Origin of the sequence: Aurantiacibacter odishensis (assembly GCF_003605195.1) — a bacterium.
GTDB classification, from domain to species: Bacteria; Pseudomonadota; Alphaproteobacteria; order Sphingomonadales; family Sphingomonadaceae; genus Alteraurantiacibacter; species Alteraurantiacibacter odishensis.
The window spans coordinates 210,308-227,565 of the sequence record NZ_QYOS01000025.1 but is presented as its reverse complement, the minus strand read 5'-3'; the positions used below and the strand labels follow the sequence as shown (position 1 = coordinate 227,565).

The following is a 17,258-nucleotide window of genomic DNA, read 5'->3' as shown; positions in this document are numbered from 1 at the left end:
AGGACCCGAATGAGCCAGACCCTGATTGACCGGCTGATCGGCAAGGCCATCACGTGTGGCACGCTGAAGCTCACCCTGCACGACGGGCGCACTTCCACCTACGGTACGCCACATCCGGATTACCCGGACGTCGCAATCCGCCTGGCGGACGGCAAGGTGATCCGTGACATCGCGCTCGATACCAAGCTGGGCGTGGGCGAGGCCTACATGGACGGGCGCATCATCATAGAGCGCGGCGGGATCATGGAACTGATCGAACTCGCGCGTCGCAACGCTCCGTGGGAGGCGAAGGGCGGCTTCGGCCGGATGGCGCCGCATCGCAAGGTCTTGAAACGGCTCGCCTACATCAGGGACAGCGTCAACAATCCCTTCAAATCGAAGGATAATGTCGCGCACCACTACGATATCGGCAACGACCTCTACAAGCTGATGCTCGATGAAGAGCACATGCAGTATTCATGCGCCTACTGGCCGCAAGAAGGGATGACGCTGGGCGAGGCGCAGGAAGCGAAGCTCGCCCATATCGCGGCCAAGCTGATGCTGGAGCCGGGCAACCACGTGCTCGACATAGGCTGCGGCTGGGGCGGCATGGCGATCTTCCTCGCCAGCCGTGCGGATGTGAAAGTCACCGGCATCACGCTCAGCGAAGAGCAGCTCGCCCTCGCCCGCGAACGGGCCGAGGCCGCAGGTGTATCGGACCGCGTAACCTTCGAGCTGGTTGACTACCGCGACCTCGCCGCGCGCGGTGAGACCTACGATCGCATCGTGTCCGTCGGCATGTTCGAACATGTCGGCGTGCCGCAGTACGAGACGTTCTATCGCGACTGCGCGAAGATGTTGAGCGGCGACGGGGTGATGCTTCTCCATACCATCGGCCGCTTCGGCAGCCCGGTGGCGGCGGAGGCGTTCACGCGCAAGTACATCTTCCCCGGCGGCTACATCCCCTCGCTCAGCCAGATGATGGAAGCGAGCCAGAAGGTCCGCCTGATGGCGACCGACGTGGAAGTGCTGCGCGTGCATTACGCGAAGACGCTGCGCGAATGGTATGCCCGCTGCATGGAACATCGCGATGAGATCTTGGCCATGTTCGACGAGCGGTTCTTCCGCATGTGGACCTTCTACCTCGCCGCCGCGACTTCCACGTTCGAATGGGGCGGCCTGTGCAACTTCCAAGTGCAGTACAGCCGCAACCGCTATGCCCTGCCGCTGACGCGCGATTACATGGAACAAGCAGAGCGCAAGCTGCTTTCCAGCTAGGTCTTGACCGCAACGTCTCCCCTTACCCGGCGCGCGGTGTTCGCGCAGGCCTGGCCGATCATGCTCGGACAGGCATCGGTGCCGCTCGTCGGGATCGTCGATACCGCCGTGATCGGACGGACCGGCGATGCGACCGCGCTCGCCGGCGTGGCGCTGGGCGCGACGATCATCACGCTGGTGTTCTGGACCTTCGGCTTCCTGCGCATGGGGATGACCGGGCTGACCGCACAGGCCCAAGGCTCGGGCGACCGGGCGGAAGTCGAGGCGCTGCTGCTCCGCGCTCTCGCCATCGGACTGGGGCTCGGCTTCGTCCTGCTGGCGATCAGCTGGCCCGTCCGCGAGGCGGCACTGGCTATCATGTCCGGGACGCCTGCCGTCGATGCGGAGGCCAGCGGCTACATGCAGGGCCGCTTCCTCGGCGCGCCTGCGGCCCTCGCCGTCTATGCCATCAACGGCTGGCTGCTGGGCCTTGGCCGCACGCGGGAGGCGCTGGCGCTCCAGATAGCGATGAATGTCGCCAACATCGCCCTCGATATTGGGTTCGTGTGGGGCATGGGCCTGGGTGCCTACGGGGTCGGGCTCGGCACGGCCTGCGCGGAAGGGATCGCGCTGCTACTCGGCTTGCTGATCGTGGGCCGCGTGGCGGGAGCCAACATCCTTGCGCTGGTTGCGCGCACGCCGCGCTCGCTGCTCACCGACCGTGCGCGGCTGGGAAAGCTGTTCGCCGTGAACCGCGACATCATGATCCGCACGGTCGCGCTGCTTATCCTCTTCACGTGGTTCGCCAATGCCGGCGCGCGCCTCGGCGCAGCCACCCTGGCGGCTAACCACGTGCTGCTGCAATTCGTCAGTTTTGCTGCCTTCATTCTCGACGCCTTCGCATTCACCGCGGAGGAGCGCGTCGGCAGCGCCTATGGCAAAAGGGATCGCGACCGCTTCATGCGCGCAGTCCGGCTCACAGGCGAGTTCTCCCTGCTGAGCGGCGCATTGCTGGCGCTGGCGTTCTTCGTTCTCGGCGGACCGCTTATCGATTTCCTCACGACGGACGCCGAGGTGCGCGAAGTAGCCCGCGCCTACCTGCCCTTTGCCGCGCTGATCCCACTGATTGGGATGCCGAGCTACATGATGGACGGCGTGTTCATCGGCACCACGCGCGGACGGGCGCTGCGCAATGCGGGCGTGGCTGCAACGGTGCTCTACATCGCGCTGGACCTGCTGCTGCGTCCCTTCGATAACACCGGCGCATGGATCGCCATGACGGCCAGCTATCTCTTGCGCGCAGGCGGCCTCGCACTGTATTTCCCCGCCCTGCTCAAGGACATCCGCCAGACAGAGGCCCCGAAATCCGCATGATCCCCCAGCTGCTTTCACGCTCTACTGCCCGCATGGTCGCCGCCGTGCTGCTGGCCGTCGCCGCCATGGGTCTTGCCACTCCGGCACAGGCCGACGTGCAGGTCTCTTTCCATTCTTTCAACGGATCCGTGCTCTGGGGCCGCTATCCACACACCTTCGTGGTGCTGAAGGGTGAGCTGGACGACGGCACGAGGGTCGATGCCAATTATGGCTTCTCCGCCCGCTACACCTCGCAGGCGATCTCCTCCGGCCCCGCCGAGCACATGATCATGACCGAGACGGAGCGGACCATTGCCGCCACCAACCGCCATTTCACGGTGACGGTGAGCGACCAGCAGTACCGCCGCCTGCTCGCGACCGTCCTCGCGTGGCGCGACTATCCCGGCGACTATTACGACCTCGACGAAAACAACTGCATCCACTTCGTGGCCGCCCTAGCCCGCGTCGTCGGGCTGGAGGCGGACGTGCCGGAAGACTACCTGCGCCGTCCGAAGGCCTGGCTGAACTATATCAGCCGCAAGAACCCCCAGTTGGCCGCCAGAGAGATTCCCTAGTTTGCCGTAAGCGAATTGCGCTGCTAACCGCCGCCGCGCCAATTTGTGTGAACGGGATTCTTTCATGTCTGACATCAAACGCGTCGTCCTCGCCTATTCCGGCGGCCTTGATACCAGCGTCATCGCCAAGTGGCTTGAGAGCGAGCGCGGCCTCGAAGTCGTGACCTTTACCGCCGACCTCGGCCAGGGAGAGGAAATCGAACCCGCCCGCGCCAAGGCCCGCGCCATGGGCATTCCCGACAAGCACATCTTCATCGAGGACGTGCGCGAGGAATTCGTACGCGACTACGTCTTCCCGATGATGCGCGCCAACGCCCGCTACGAAGGCGACTACCTTCTCGGCACCTCCATCGCGCGCCCGCTGATCTCCAAGCGCCTTGTCGAGATCGCGCACGAGACCGGCGCCGATGCCATCGCCCACGGCGCGACCGGCAAGGGCAATGACCAGGTGCGTTTCGAGCTGTCGGCCTATGCGCTCGATCCCAACATCAAGGTGATCGCCCCCTGGCGGGAGTGGGACCTCAACAGCCGCACCGCGCTGATCGCCTGGGCGGAAGCGCACCAGATCGCCGTGCCGAAGGACAAGCGCGGCGAAAGCCCCTTCTCCACCGACGCGAACCTCCTGCACACCTCGTCCGAAGGCAAGGTGCTGGAAGACCCGTGGGAAGAGACACCCGACTACGTCTATTCGCGCACCGACCATCCGGAAGATGCGCCGGATACGCCCGAATACATCACCATCGACTTCGAGAAGGGTGACGGCGTTGCCCTGAATGGCGAGGCGATGAGCCCTGCAACTCTGCTCGCCGCGCTCAACGATCTTGGCCGCAAGCACGGCATCGGCCGGCTCGACCTTGTCGAGAACCGCTTCGTGGGCATGAAGTCGCGCGGCATGTACGAGACGCCCGGCGGCGAGATCTACGCGCGTGCCCACCGCGGGATCGAGCAGATCACGCTTGATCGCGGCGCCGCCCACCTCAAGGACGAGCTTATGCCGAAGTATGCAGAGCTCATCTACAACGGCTTCTGGTTCAGCCCGGAGCGCGAGATGCTGCAGGCCGCGATCGACCTGAGCCAGGAGAAGGTGAACGGCACCGTCCGCCTGAAGCTCTACAAGGGTCTTGCCAGCGTCGTGGGCCGTAAGTCGCCCAATTCGCTCTACTCCGAAGCGCACGTCACCTTCGAGGACGATGCCGGTGCCTACGACCAGGCCGACGCGGCTGGCTTCATCAAGCTGAACGCTCTGCGCCTGCGCCTTCTCGCCCAGCGGGACCGTTAAGCCGCCAAAACCGTGACTTTTTTGCTGCATCAGCGAGAAATTTTCACGTGTCGCGCCGAGCCGTTGACTTATCCACCCTTGTCCACTGGCATTTCGCCGAGAAGTGGATAAGTCGACGCTCGCGCCCTTGCCCGACTCGGCCCTCCAGCGCATTCTCAATTCATCGAGAGCGAGAACGGATCGCCTCCCTGGATCGCCTGCCGAGACAGGAAGACGGAAACCGAAGCGATCTCGACGCGATGACAGCATCATTGCGGAGTAGGAAAGGGAAAGCGGAGCCTTCGGGCGACACCATCCCGGACTGTTGAGACCGCGACGATCTATCATCGGACAGCCGGAGCAATGAACCCCGGTGTCGGTGGATCGAGGCGCAGCTTGCTGCAACACGAGCCGCTCGAGACACCAGAGTAACAGCCCCGGTTGCGGACAGGCAGCCAGACCTGTCGGGACCGGCCTCAGGCCCCCTGACTTTTCAAGGCACCGGTCCGGCACCGGCGCGAGCGCCGGGCGACATATCCTGATGGCCAAACCCGAAAGGGGGCGGAACAGACGGAGACACGCCAGGCGATAAGCGTTCCTTCAAGGAACCCACCGCCGGTGAGAGTGGGGTCGGTAGCAATACCGACCCCATTTTTCGTTCCGGGACAGTCCGCGTTCCCTGCAGCCACTTCGGTTCGTCGCATTTTCGCCTCATTTCGCGACGGATCGCCCCGACCGCACGGCCATTCCCCGCTCCCGGACTCGGTGGCGTAACCCTCTTGCGGTATGTCTCCCTGCCATGGACGGGACGAATCCCCATCGCGCCTTCGGGCGCTGGCTGGCACCGATTGCCGCACTTGCCCTGCTGGGCGGCGGAGGCATGGGCCTTGCGCAGGACGCGCCTGCGACCGCGCCGCTGAGCGCCGATCTCGCGCCCGTTGCCAAGCCGGACCAGCCTGCATTCCAGCCCAGTGAGGAAGCGCAGTTCGAAACCGCTTTCGCCCGGTTCGACATCCCGGCGCAGCCTGCCCTGCCCGATCACGCGGTGGACATCACCACCATCGAGCCTCCCGAACCCGCAGCCACCCCCATCGGCCCCGGCATCGCCAGCTACTACGGTCGCCGCTTCCACGGTCGGCCCACGGCCAGTGGCGAGGCGTTCGACATGCATGACTTCACCGCCGCCCACAAGACGCTGCCTTTCGGCAGCCGCGTGCGGGTGACGAACACGCGCAACGGTGCCTCCGTCATCGTGCGCGTCAACGATCGCGGACCGTTCGTGCGGGGCCGCGATATCGACCTGTCGCGCGCCGCGGCAGAGGAGATCGGCATCGTGCGCAGCGGCCATGGCCGGGTGGAGTTGGAACTGCTCGACAACTGAGCACCTAGTCCTCCGCCGCGCTCACCTCTTCCGGGCGCGCCAGCCACCAATCGCCCTCCCCAGCCTCATAAGCGCAGAGCCGCTCCGGTTCCGCCCAGCGCCACTGCGCTTCGGTCATGCCGCTTTGCGCCTGGGCATCGGGCGGCAACGCGGCCTGCATCGCGGCGAGGCGCTGCTCCAATGGCACCGGCGGCCCATCTTGCGCGGCCTCGTCGGCGGCGAATGTGGAACACATGGAACACTGTCCTGAAGCAAATTCCGGACCCTCCCCCTCGCCCCCTTCAAGCGCCTCCACCGCCTCGTCGAAGTGCTCCTCCGCCATCAGCGGCGCGCGGCAATCGTCGCACACCTCCCGCTCCTCGGCCCGCTTGTCGAGCCGCGCCAGGTGGGCGAGCAGCAGGCGGTCGGAATAGCGGGTGCGCGTGGCGACCTCCTCCCCGTGGTAGAAGACCTTTTCCTCCACCCCGTTCAGCGCGCGGTCGGCCAGCACCTGCTCGGCATGGTCACGCGCCAGCACCAGCGCCGCATCCCAGCACTGGCGGAAGGCGTATGAGGCCCGCCGCGCGCGATAGGCCGTCTGCGGAGAGACCTGCACCGCCCGGCACGCGAGCCGCACGTTGCCATGCTCCGCCAGCGCCGAGCAAAACGCCGCCTGCCTAGCCGGGGTGAGCAGCGGCACAGGTCCGGGCCGGGATTGGGCGCGGGCAGCTCGCGCCCGCTCACCCTGAGCCTGTCGAAGGGCCTCCCCCGCCTCCCGCAGCCGCAAGTCCTCCGCCGTGCACGGCAACCCCTCCACCATGGTGACAGGCTCGCGCATCTCCCCCTCCGGCGCCCACCCGCGCCCCGCGGCAGAGCGCATCACATAGCCCCGCGCCGCCTCCCCGTCCGGCGCGGACGTTTTCGGGCGTGAGGGGGTGGTTGCGGGCGTGTTCGTGGGAACGGGCGCATCATCTAGAGGATCGCCGCCGCTAGGCTGGCTCCAGCAGGCATCCGTGGGCGAGGGAATTTCGCCCGGTGCGAGGTTGGGCGCGAGGTCGGGAATGTCTTTGGGAAGGGTGAAACGGTCGATGGGCGTGTGGCGAGACATGAGCGGCTCCGTATGTGTCAGGACCGCGAGAGGGAGCCACAGCGCCGGTCCAGTAGGAAAGCGTCAACACGCCTCCCCGTCACCCGCCCCGCTTAGCAAAAAGCAACCTTGCGCCCATGCACGCCGACGGCGCGTTGCGACCCTGCACCCCTGACGACTGCAACCCCTGTACAGACCGGACCCGCCCCATGCTCACCCAACTCAACCCGCCCCTGCCTGTGACGATCATCGACAAGGGCAAGGGCTACGCCGTCGCGGTGATCGACTACGGCCCCGAACACCACCTGATCTGGGTGACGGCTCTGGACGAGAACGGAGAAATCTGGTGCGCGCCCAACCCCAAGGTGCGGATGCAGGGGAACTGGACGATGGGGCGGGAGGTGCCGGAGGGTGGGTGCGGGATGGGGAGCTAAAGCCAAAAATGAGACCGGCCTACAAAACGCAGCCTGTTTCGGCGGCGTGAGATTATGCTGCGGCTGATTGGCCGGCGACGCACGGGCGAATGCGGGGAGGCGGGCGTGGGAAACCTCGTGATGGAGGACCTCGCAGAACAGCTTTTCCACAATGAAACCGCCGACGACTAGCGAGAAACACTTTCTACTGCTATTCTAGTTGACTTGACCTTAACTGCTATATGACGGCGCCCTTTAATTGCCGTCTAATACTCTGAGAAGGTGACAGGAAATGGAATACACGATTGAGATTGATGCGTCCAGAGGACTTTTGAAGGCTACAGGTGATAGAGATTTTGTCGAGTCCGTGATTGGAAAGTACGATTCGTTGATGTCCGGGAAGACGTTCGCTAAGCCGGATGCCCCGCAACACTCGTCCGCCACGCAGGCTCGTGCTACTAATATGGACCCCGAACCGGCACCAAAAGCATCCGCGAACTTGGAAGAGTTTGGGAGCGTCTTTGATGTTACCGAGGGGAAGGTCTCAGTTATCGCAGATCTACCGGGAAACACACAAGCATCTAAAGCGAAGTCGCTTTGTCTACTTTATCTGTTCGCTAAGCTCAAACTTGGTGAAGAAATTGTTCCGAATGAAGAAATCCGCGAGGCGTGTAAGTCGCACGGCGTTTATGATCAGACGAATTTCGCGACTCAGATGAAGAGCCAAAAGAAGCTGGTGATCGTGAGCGGAGGAAAGGGTAGCCCCAACTTCACATTGAAGCTTACCGTTCCTGGGAGGAAGGCTGCTCAAGACCTTGCAAAGGAACTGGAGGGAGCCTCTTGAGCTTTTCCACGGAAACTCTTTTTGCTGGCCTACCCGATACACTTCGCGAAGAATTGCTGATGGAATATCAGCATATTGTAACAAACTACTACGAGGGTCGGTGGGGGCCTTCGGAACTCTCCGCAGGTCGTTTTTGCGAAGTCGCTTATACTGTCATTCGCGGACGCGCAGATGGAAGTTACCCACCTCAAGGCACAAAACCCAACCCTTTTGATGGGAAGTGCCGTGCCTTGGAGAAAGAGACTTCCCTAGAAAGAGGTCTGCGCCTACTTGCGGCACGCATCCTACCCGCATTGTATGAGATCAGGAATAACAGGGACAGCGGGCATGTTGGCGGCGAAGTCAATTCTAATGAGATGGATGCTACTTATGCGCTGACAGCATCAAGCTGGGTCTTGGCTGAACTAATTCGTATTTTTCATGATACGTCAACTGAAGAGGCTCAGGAAGCGGTCAGGCAAGTATCAGAGATTCGAACGCCTGTAGTTTGGTCTAATGGCTCAATCCGTCGGGTACTAAAGGACGGACTTAAATTGGAAGATGAAATTCTCCTACTGACGGCATCGGCTGGAAATTGCTCAGTGGAGAACCTCGTAGATTGGACTGAAACGAGCAATGCGAGCTATCTTCGCAAGGTCCTTCGAGGATTGCACAAAGCACGACTGATAGAAGCATCTGACCATTCGAAAATTCATACGACACCGAAAGCAGCGTCTAAAGTTCGGGAATTATTAGAACGCTGATGCAGAGGAGTTTCCAACTCGTCTGCATCAGCTAATCCCGACCATCCGACACCAACATCATTTCGTTCGCGCAAGCATTGGCGGGTCTAAGTTCAGGGAGTTGCCCCTCTAGTTGGGACGTTCGAATCAATCGTCAAATAGCTCAATTCTTCGCAGTCTTCTCCGCGGCCAACATAGGCCGCAAATAAGCCCCCGTATAACTCCCCTCCACCGCAGCAACCTGCTCCGGAGTCCCCTCCGCCACGATCTCGCCGCCGCGCACGCCGCCGTCCGGGCCGAGGTCCAGCAGCCAGTCGGCGGTCTTGATCACGTCGAGGTTGTGTTCGATCACCACCACGGAATTGCCCTGGTCCACCAGACGGTGCAGCACTTCCAGCAGCTTTCGCACGTCCTCGAAATGCAGGCCGGTGGTCGGCTCGTCGAGGATGTACAGCGTCTGGCCGGTGCTGCGTTTCGACAGTTCCTTGGCCAGTTTCACGCGCTGCGCCTCCCCGCCCGATAGCGTGGTGGCCTGCTGGCCCACCTTCACGTAGCTGAGGCCTACCTCGTTCAGCATGTGCATCTTGTCGCGGATGGGGGGCACGGCCTTGAAGAATTCCTCCGCGTCCTCAATCGTCATGTCCAGCACGTCGGCAATGGACATGCCCTTGAACTTCACTTCCAGCGTCTCGCGGTTGTAGCGCTTGCCGTCGCATTCCTCGCAGGTGACGTAGACGTCGGGCAGGAAGTGCATCTCGATCTTGATCAGGCCGTCGCCTTGGCACGCCTCGCACCGGCCGCCCTTCACGTTGAAGCTGAAGCGGCCCGGCTTGTATCCGCGCGCCTGCGCTTCGGGGAGGCCTGCGAACCAGTCGCGGATATTGGTGAAGGCGCCGGTGTAGGTGGCGGGGTTGGAGCGCGGGGTGCGGCCGATGGGCGACTGGTCGATCTCGATCACCTTGTCGCAGTATTCCAGCCCCGTCACCTTGTCGTGCGCGCCGGCCACCACGCGGGCGTTGTTCAGCGTGCGCGCGGCGGAGGCATAGAGCGTGTCGATGGTGAAGCTGGACTTGCCCGACCCGCTGACGCCGGTGACGCAGGTGAAGGTGCCCAGCGGGATGGAGGCGGTGACGTTGTTGAGGTTGTTCGCCCGCGCGCCGTGCACGGTCAGCTTGTGACCGTTGCCCTTGCGGCGCTTTGCCGGAACCTCGATCTTGCGGCGGCCGGTCAGGTAATCGGCGGTGAGCGAGTTCTTGGCCTTCAGCACCTGCTTCAGGGTGCCCTGCGCCACCACTTCGCCGCCGTGCACGCCCGCGCCGGGGCCAAGGTCCACCACGTGGTCCGCCGCGCGGATGGCGTCCTCGTCATGCTCCACCACGATCACGGTGTTGCCGAGGTCGCGCAGGCGTTTGAGCGTTTCCAGCAGCCGGTCGTTGTCGCGCTGGTGGAGGCCGATGCTCGGCTCGTCCAGCACGTAGAGCACGCCCGACAGGCCGGAGCCGATCTGCGAGGCGAGGCGGATGCGCTGACTCTCCCCGCCCGACAGCGTGCCGCTGGTGCGATCGAGGTTGAGGTAGTCAAGCCCGACGTTGTTGAGGAAGCCAAGCCGCTCGACGATTTCCTTGAGGATGGCGCGGGCAATCTGGTTCTGCGTGTCGGTGAGCTTATCGGGCAGCGCCTCGAACCATTCGAGCGCGTCGGAGACGCTGAGGCGCGTGGGCTGGGAAATGTCGGTATCGACGATCTTCACCGCGCGGGCCTTCTCGTTGAGGCGCGCGCCGCCGCAGGTCTCGCACGGCTGCGCGGTCTGGAAACGGGCCAGCTCCTCCTGCATCCACGCGCTCTCGGTCTGCGCCATGCGGCGGTTGAGGTTGCCCATCACCCCCTCGAACGCCTTTTGCACGGTGTATTCCTTGCGCCCGTCCTTGAAGGTGAGCGGCACGCGCTTGCCCTTGGTGCCGTAGAGGATGACGTCACGGTGTTCAGGCTTCAGGTCGCTCCACGGCGTGGTGAGGTCAAAGCCGTATTCCGCCGCGAGGCTGCCGAGCACCTGCATGTAATAGGGCGATGGCGGGTTGGACTTGGCCCAGGGCACCACGGCGCCCTTCTTCAGGCTCAGTTCCTCGTTCGGCACCACCAGTTGCGGGTCGAAGAGCTGCTTCTCGCCGATGCCGTCACACGTCGGGCACGCACCTTGCGGGGCGTTGAAGGAGAACAGGCGCGGCTCGATCTCCTCGATGGTGAAGCCGGAGACGGGGCAGGCGAATTTCTCTGAGAACACGATACGGTTGGCGGGGATGCCTGCGCCCTTCAGGTTGCCGCCGCTATCTGCCTCGTCCTCGCGCCCCGGCACCACGCCATCGGCAAGATCGACGTAGGCCAGCCCCTCGGCCAGCTTGAGCGCCTGTTCGAACGAGTCCGCCAGCCGCGTTTCCAGCCCCTTCTTCACCGCGAGGCGGTCCACCACCACCTCGATGTCGTGCTTGAACTTCTTGTCGAGCGCGGGCGCGTCCTCGATGGCGTACATCTCGCCGTCGATGCGGACACGGGTGAAACCCGCCTTTTGCCACTCGGCCAGTTCCTTGCGGTATTCGCCCTTGCGACCGCGCACCACGGGGGCGAGCAGGTAGAGCCGCGTGCCTTCGGGCAGTTCCATCACCCGGTCGACCATGTTGGAGACCGTCTGCGCCTCGATCGGCAGCCCGGTGGCGGGCGAGTAGGGCACGCCCACCCTCGCCCACAAAAGGCGCATGTAGTCGTAGATCTCGGTAACGGTCGCCACGGTGGATCGCGGATTGCGGCTCGTCGTCTTCTGCTCGATGGAAATGGCGGGAGACAGCCCGTCGATGTGCTCCACATCGGGCTTCTGCATCATCTCCAGGAACTGCCGCGCGTAAGCCGACAGGCTCTCCACGTAGCGCCGCTGCCCCTCGGCATAGATGGTGTCGAACGCGAGGCTGGACTTGCCGGAGCCGGAGAGGCCGGTGATGACGATCAGGCTGTCGCGCGGAAGGTCGATATCGACCCCCTTGAGGTTATGTTCGCGAGCGCCTTTTACAGAGATTCTGGTAAGAGCCATAAGCCGTCCAAGTGGGGGCTTGTTTGTCACAAGTCCAGTGGGCCTGAAGTCCATGCCTTGAGAGAGGCGGACTGTCCGTCGATGTTCTTACAATGTTCCGCTGGTGTGCACAAGTGCGGTCGAAAAGCCGTACTGCGTCCAAGCCGCATTTCGCCTATGTTTGATTCGCGACAAGATATTGAAATTCCGCTTGAAAGCCGCGCAACCGCATATTGCGCAATTTGGTCGCGATCAGAGTTAACGAAATCTTAACTATTCTCGAATCCGCGAGCTTCGAAACCGCCGGACACTGCCAAGAAGCCGATTTCATCTAACCATCCGATCTTCCTGCAAAATTGCGCAGTTTGCGCAATCCGTCCTCAATTCGCGATAGGATTCTCTTAACGCTCCTCTTCCTAAATTACGAATAATCTCAATTACTTGGACGGGTAAACGAGAGGAAGAGAAATGAGGAAGACACACACCGCGATTCTCCGAGCGACGATGATGGCCGGGGTTGGCGCTGCCAGCCTGACCGCACCGGGCTTCACCAAACCTGTCCAGGCCCAGGCCCTCCAACCCGTAGTCGACGTCTGCACCGGTATCTCGCTCGACGATTCCGTGCTGACAGATATCCTAACCACCACCGTCGTGCCCACCGCGACCGGGCTGGAAACCCTTTACGACAACCTCCTCGATATCGAACTGGACCTCGTCCTGGGCACGGTCGACCTGCTCGATATTCCCGACGTCGACCTGGGTATTGCGGATACCACCGCGGCAATCGCAGCCGGGGACACGATTTCGCTGCAGGTGCTCGACACGGACGGCAACGTCGTTTCGCCCGGCGACTGCAACCTTGCCGCCGACAATTTCACGCTCAACGAAGAAGGTGGGCTTGCCATCGGCGGCAACCAGATCTCGGGCCTTGGTGCAGACGGCCTGACAGCATCGGCCGGAGAGCTCGATGCCATTGCGCTGGGCAACAACGCTTCCACCGCAGTCGGCGCGAACGGCGCCATCGCAATCGGTACGGATGCCAGCGCAACTGCCGCGAACAGTGTTGCCCTGGGCGCAGGATCCGTCGCGGATCGCGGCGCGCAAACCGGCTATACCGCCGATTTCCTTGCCGGGACTTTCGACTCCGCCGGTTCGGTTTCGGTGGGTGCGCCCGGCGCGCTGCGGCAGATCACCAATGTCGCGCCCGGCTCCGCCCCCACCGATGCCGCGACCGTCGGCCAGGTGCAGGCGGCGATCGATGGCGTCAGCGCATCCGTGGCGAATGCCGTGCAGTATGATGACGCGACGCAGACCTCCATTACGCTAGGCGGCGCGGGTGGAACCACCATCGCCAACCTTGCCGATGGCGAAGTGAGCGCCACGTCCGGCGAGGCAGTGAACGGATCCCAACTGTTCGCAACCAATCAGGATGTGGCCGCAAACGCCGCCGATATCGGCGGCCTCCAGACCGATGTCGCCACGAACACTACGGATATCACGAACCTGCAGACAGACGTCGCGACGAATACCACCGATATCGCGGCCCTGCAGGATACCGCAGTGCAATACGACGATGCCACACAGGCCAGCGTGACGCTGGGCGGTGCGGGCGGCACCACCATCGCCAACGTGGCCGATGGCGAGGTAAGCGCAACGTCGGATGAGGCAGTGAATGGCTCCCAGCTGTTTGCCACCAATCAGGATGTGGCCGCGAATGCCGGCGACATTGCCGATCTCCAGACGGACGTGGCGGCCAACACCACGGACATCGTCGACCTGCAAACGGACGTCGCTACCAACACCACCGACATTGCGGCATTGCAGGATACGGCGGTGCAATACGACGATGCCACACAGGCCAGCGTGACGCTGGGAGGCGCTGGCGGGACGACCGTCACCAACGTCGCCGATGGCACGCTGAGCGCAGGCTCCAGCGATGCGGTCAACGGCTCGCAACTGTTCGCCACCAACCAGCAGGTCGACGCCAACACCGTCGCCATCCAGGCCAACGCCGATGCCATTCTAGCAATCGGCAGCACCGGCGATCCGCTGGGCGTGACCTACGACGATGCGACGCGCACCAGTATCACCTTCGACGGCGCCGGCGGCACCACGCTTGCAAATGTCGCCGACGGCGAGGTCAGCGCCACGTCCGACGAGGCGGTGAACGGCAGCCAGTTGTTTGCAACCAACCAGGCCGTGGCCGATCTCGATACGCGGGTCACCACGAACGAGGGCGACATTGTCGATCTCGACAATCGCGTCACCGCGAACGAGACGGACATTGCCAACATCGATGCGCGCGTGACAGTGAACGAAGGCGATATCGCCAACAACACCACCGTCATCGCCAATCTCGATGACCGGGTGACGATCAACGAAGGCGATATCGCCGACATCGACGCCCGCGTGACGGTGAACGAAGGCGATATCGCCAACAACACCACGGACATCGCCAATCTCGACGACCGGGTGACGGTGAACGAAGGCGACATCGTCGATATCGATGGCCGCGTCACCGTGAATGAGGGCGATATTGCGGACAACAGCACCGCGATTGCCAACATCGACAACCGGGTGACGGTGAACGAAACCTCGATTGTCGAAGTGCAGCAGCAGCTTGCCAATGTGCCCATCGGCTACGTGGACGATGTGGATCCCACGATGATGAGCGACACGCCCACCAACACCGCTGCGCTGATCGGCGCAGGGGGCGACCCTGTGCGCCTGACGAACGTGGCGGCGGGCAATGTCGCTGCCGGATCGACCGACGCGGTCAACGGTTCGCAGCTGGCGGCTACCAATGCAGCCGTGGCAGAGAACCGCGTGGATATCGACCAGAACACCTCGGACATCGCGACGATCAATGCCAACCTCTCGGGCAGTACGGTCGTCGCGGTGCAGTATTCCGATCCTGACGATCCGACGCAGAGCAACGGCGGCACGATCACGCAGGACGTGACCTTCGTGGGCCTCGACTCTTCCGCGCCGGTGCGGGTGCACAACGTTGCCAACGGCACGCTGGCGAATGACGCGGTGAACCTTGGCCAGTTGCAGGCTGGTCTGGCCGACGTGATGAGCAGCTCGATGGAATATACCGACCAGCGGTTCGACATTATCAGCGCCGGGCTGGACCAGCTGGCCTTCGACCTTGACGAACTGCGCGACGAGGCGTTTGCCGGAACCGCGGGCGCCATGGCGCTGGCGGGCGTCCCGCAGACGATGGATCCGGGCCGCTCGATGGTTGGCGGCGCGATCGGCCACTATCGCGGCGAAACGGCCTTCGCCATCGGCGCATCCACTACGTTCAACGACGGGGCAGGCGTGCTGAGCGTGGGCGGCACGATCGATACCAACGGCAAGGGCGGCTTCAGCGCCGGGGCCGGTATCAGCTTCTGAGGCGTGATCGGAAGACAGCAGGAGGGCGCGCCACCCGGCCGGGTGGCGCGCCCTTCCCCTGTAAATCGAGCGTGGTCAGTCGCGCGTGCCGAAGCTGACCCCGTCGAGCGTGCCCAGCCCTGCATCCTCGATCCTGAACGTCGCGCCGTATTCCTGCGCGGCATCGCCGAAGAAGCGGCCCAGCAGGGAGCCGTTTCCGCCGTTCAGGTCCGCCTCGATCTCGCCCGTCACCGCCGACAGCGCGCCGGCGAAATCGTAGATACCGTAGGCAATCGGCACACCGCCCGCGTCGACGCCGCTTGGTGCAATCCGCACGGTAAGGGTCTGGTCGCCGAAGTTCACCCGCAGCAGCGAGGTGCCGCCGAAATCGGCGAGGATATCCGATCCCTGCCGCAGGGTGCCCGCCGTGCGCCCTGTATAGCTGGCGCTGCCGGTGAGCGGTATCTGGTCGAGCGGCGTGGCAATGCCGAAAGCGATCCAGTCGAGCGAGGTCGCTTCCACCGCGTCGCTCGCATCCAGCCGGGTGCCGATCACGCGGGCGAAGCTGGTGTAGGTGAGCGTCACGCCCTGCGAACTGCCGTCGAACAGGCCGATATCGTATTGCACCTCGCCCCCGTCCGCCACGGGCTGCGTGGCGCGGTAGGCCAGCAGGTCATTCGCATCCTGCGCGGCCACGCGGTTGCCAGGGCCGAAGCCGATGTTGAACTGGCTCGTCGCCACTTCCCACCGCTGCGTTGCCGCGTCGTAGGTGAGGAAATATTCGCTCAGCAGGGAGTCGATGCCGCCTGCATCCGGGAACAGGTTTGCATTGCGGCTGGTGCGGAAACGCGTGACGCCGGTGAGGTTTGTCAGCGTGTCGCCGGGCACGACCTCATCGTATTCGCGGCCCGCGAAGCTGGCGCTGTAGAAGTAGTTGCCGGAGGTCGCGTAGAGCGTGCCGCCCACCTCGTCCGCATCCGGCCCGTAGAAACGGCCCGACCAGTCGCCGTTGAACACCAGCGCCCCCGCACCGTCGGTATGGTTGGCGGTGAAGCTGCCGGTGAACAGGTTCTCGCCCGAGGCCAGGCTCGCCGTGCCGGACAGCGTGCCCGCATTGGCCTGGTCGCGCGACTGGCCCTGCGTGTTGCTGACCGTCGTGTTCGCGGCGATCGTCACCTTGCCGGTGGCAAAGTCGACCTGGATCGAGCCGACGCCGCTCAGCAGCGAAAGCGTGTCATAAGGCGCGCCTTGTGCGGACGAACCGGACAATGCGCCGCGCAGGGTGATGAAATGCGCCGCCCGCCCGCTTGGCGCGATATCGGCCACGTCGCTGGGCAGGCCGAACACGAAACTGGATGCGGTATAGTCGCGCTCGTCGTCGATGGCATTGTAGGTGGAGGTGTAGAACAATCCCTCGCGCACATAATCCGGGCGCGGTTCGATCAGCCCCTGGTCGCCGGTGGATAGCAGGAGGTTCCGCTCCTCCCCGTTCGCGCTGTTCGCAAAGGCGAAGTTCCCCGCAGAGGCTACCGCGTCACTCGGCAGGAAGCGGTAATTCTGCGGCCCGACCCCGATCACGTAGGCGTTGTCGGTCGCGTCGTAGCTGATGGTGATCTGCGAGCCATCGCCCTTGGCTGAAGCCTGGGCCGCGCCGCGATCGTAGGTCACGGTCGTGATATCGGCCTGCGTTGCAAAGGTGCCCGTTTCCAGCGGCGGCTGCACGCTGGTGTTCGGATTCGTCGGCACCGGCGTGGGTGTCGGCGAAGGAGCGGGAGTGGGTGCCGGAGTCGGCGCGGGAGTGGGCGTAGGCGTAGGCGTTGGCGATGGTGTCGGCGTTGCCGTGGGCGCGGGGCCGGGCGTGATGACCGGGCCGCCGCCGCCCGAGGTGCCGCCTCCGCCGCACGCTGCCAGTGCCAGCGCGAGGCTGGAGATCGAAGCTGTCTTGATGGAATGCATACCCTGTCCTCAATGCGC

Annotated in this window: 12 protein-coding genes; 9 read left to right on the top strand and 3 right to left on the bottom strand. The window is 63.6% G+C overall.

What is annotated here, in order from left to right; translation table 11 throughout:
- Nucleotides 1-9 precede the first annotated feature (9 nt).
- From D4Q51_RS12985 to D4Q51_RS12965, 5 genes are all read left to right on the top strand, one after another.
- Nucleotides 10-1,257 (top strand): SAM-dependent methyltransferase, encoded by a 1,248-nt coding sequence (locus D4Q51_RS12985; RefSeq protein WP_120078183.1) that lies wholly within the window; start codon nucleotides 10-12, stop codon nucleotides 1,255-1,257.
- Nucleotides 1,258-1,260: 3 nt separating this feature from the next.
- Entirely contained in the window at nucleotides 1,261-2,610 is a 1,350-nt protein-coding gene (locus D4Q51_RS12980) for an MATE family efflux transporter (RefSeq protein WP_240624735.1), read from the top strand.
- On the top strand, nucleotides 2,607-3,164 hold the full coding sequence (locus D4Q51_RS12975; protein WP_240624733.1) for a hypothetical protein: 558 nt from the start codon (nucleotides 2,607-2,609) through the stop codon (nucleotides 3,162-3,164). Before D4Q51_RS12980 ends, D4Q51_RS12975 begins: the two co-directional genes overlap by 4 nt.
- 64 nt (nucleotides 3,165-3,228) lie before the next feature.
- Nucleotides 3,229-4,443, top strand: coding sequence for an argininosuccinate synthase (locus D4Q51_RS12970; protein ID WP_120078182.1), 1,215 nt, complete (start codon nucleotides 3,229-3,231; stop codon nucleotides 4,441-4,443).
- A 778-nt stretch (nucleotides 4,444-5,221) separates the two neighbouring features.
- Nucleotides 5,222-5,803, top strand: coding sequence for a septal ring lytic transglycosylase RlpA family protein (locus D4Q51_RS12965; RefSeq protein ID WP_170146357.1), 582 nt, complete (start codon nucleotides 5,222-5,224; stop codon nucleotides 5,801-5,803).
- Nucleotides 5,804-5,807: 4 nt separating this feature from the next.
- On the opposite strand, the gene D4Q51_RS15880 is transcribed toward D4Q51_RS12965, so the two are convergent.
- The gene (locus D4Q51_RS15880) at nucleotides 5,808-6,890 is read right to left on the bottom strand and encodes a hypothetical protein (protein WP_205689498.1); all 1,083 of its coding nucleotides are present in this window, start codon (nucleotides 6,888-6,890) and stop codon (nucleotides 5,808-5,810) included.
- Nucleotides 6,891-7,078: 188 nt separating this feature from the next.
- Here D4Q51_RS15880 and D4Q51_RS12955 point away from each other — a divergent pair, with 188 nt between their 5' ends.
- The 3 genes from D4Q51_RS12955 to D4Q51_RS15785 all read left to right on the top strand — a co-directional run bounded on the left by D4Q51_RS12955 (nucleotide 7,079) and on the right by D4Q51_RS15785 (nucleotide 8,869).
- Nucleotides 7,079-7,303, top strand: a complete 225-nt coding sequence (locus tag D4Q51_RS12955) for a hypothetical protein (RefSeq protein WP_120078181.1) — start codon at nucleotides 7,079-7,081, stop codon at nucleotides 7,301-7,303.
- A 271-nt stretch (nucleotides 7,304-7,574) separates the two neighbouring features.
- Nucleotides 7,575-8,126, top strand: coding sequence for a hypothetical protein (locus D4Q51_RS12950; protein WP_120078180.1), 552 nt, complete (start codon nucleotides 7,575-7,577; stop codon nucleotides 8,124-8,126).
- Nucleotides 8,123-8,869, top strand: coding sequence for a hypothetical protein (locus D4Q51_RS15785; protein ID WP_162925327.1), 747 nt, complete (start codon nucleotides 8,123-8,125; stop codon nucleotides 8,867-8,869). The genes D4Q51_RS12950 and D4Q51_RS15785 overlap by 4 nt, the downstream gene beginning before the upstream one ends.
- 142 nt (nucleotides 8,870-9,011) lie before the next feature.
- Here D4Q51_RS15785 and uvrA read toward each other — a convergent pair whose 3' ends face one another.
- Nucleotides 9,012-11,927: an excinuclease ABC subunit UvrA gene (uvrA, locus tag D4Q51_RS12945; RefSeq protein WP_120078179.1), complete on the bottom strand. Its 2,916-nt coding sequence runs from the start codon at nucleotides 11,925-11,927 to the stop codon at nucleotides 9,012-9,014.
- 447 nt (nucleotides 11,928-12,374) lie between these two features.
- On the opposite strand from uvrA, the gene D4Q51_RS12940 reads away from it, so the two are divergent.
- On the top strand, nucleotides 12,375-15,305 hold the full coding sequence (locus D4Q51_RS12940; protein ID WP_120078178.1) for a YadA family autotransporter adhesin: 2,931 nt from the start codon (nucleotides 12,375-12,377) through the stop codon (nucleotides 15,303-15,305).
- 75 nt (nucleotides 15,306-15,380) lie between these two features.
- Here the strand turns inward: D4Q51_RS12940 and D4Q51_RS15830 are convergent, their stop codons facing one another.
- A complete protein-coding gene (locus D4Q51_RS15830; protein WP_170146356.1) occupies nucleotides 15,381-17,240 on the bottom strand; it encodes a HupA family protein in 1,860 nt (619 codons plus the stop codon).
- Nucleotides 17,241-17,258 lie beyond the last annotated feature (18 nt).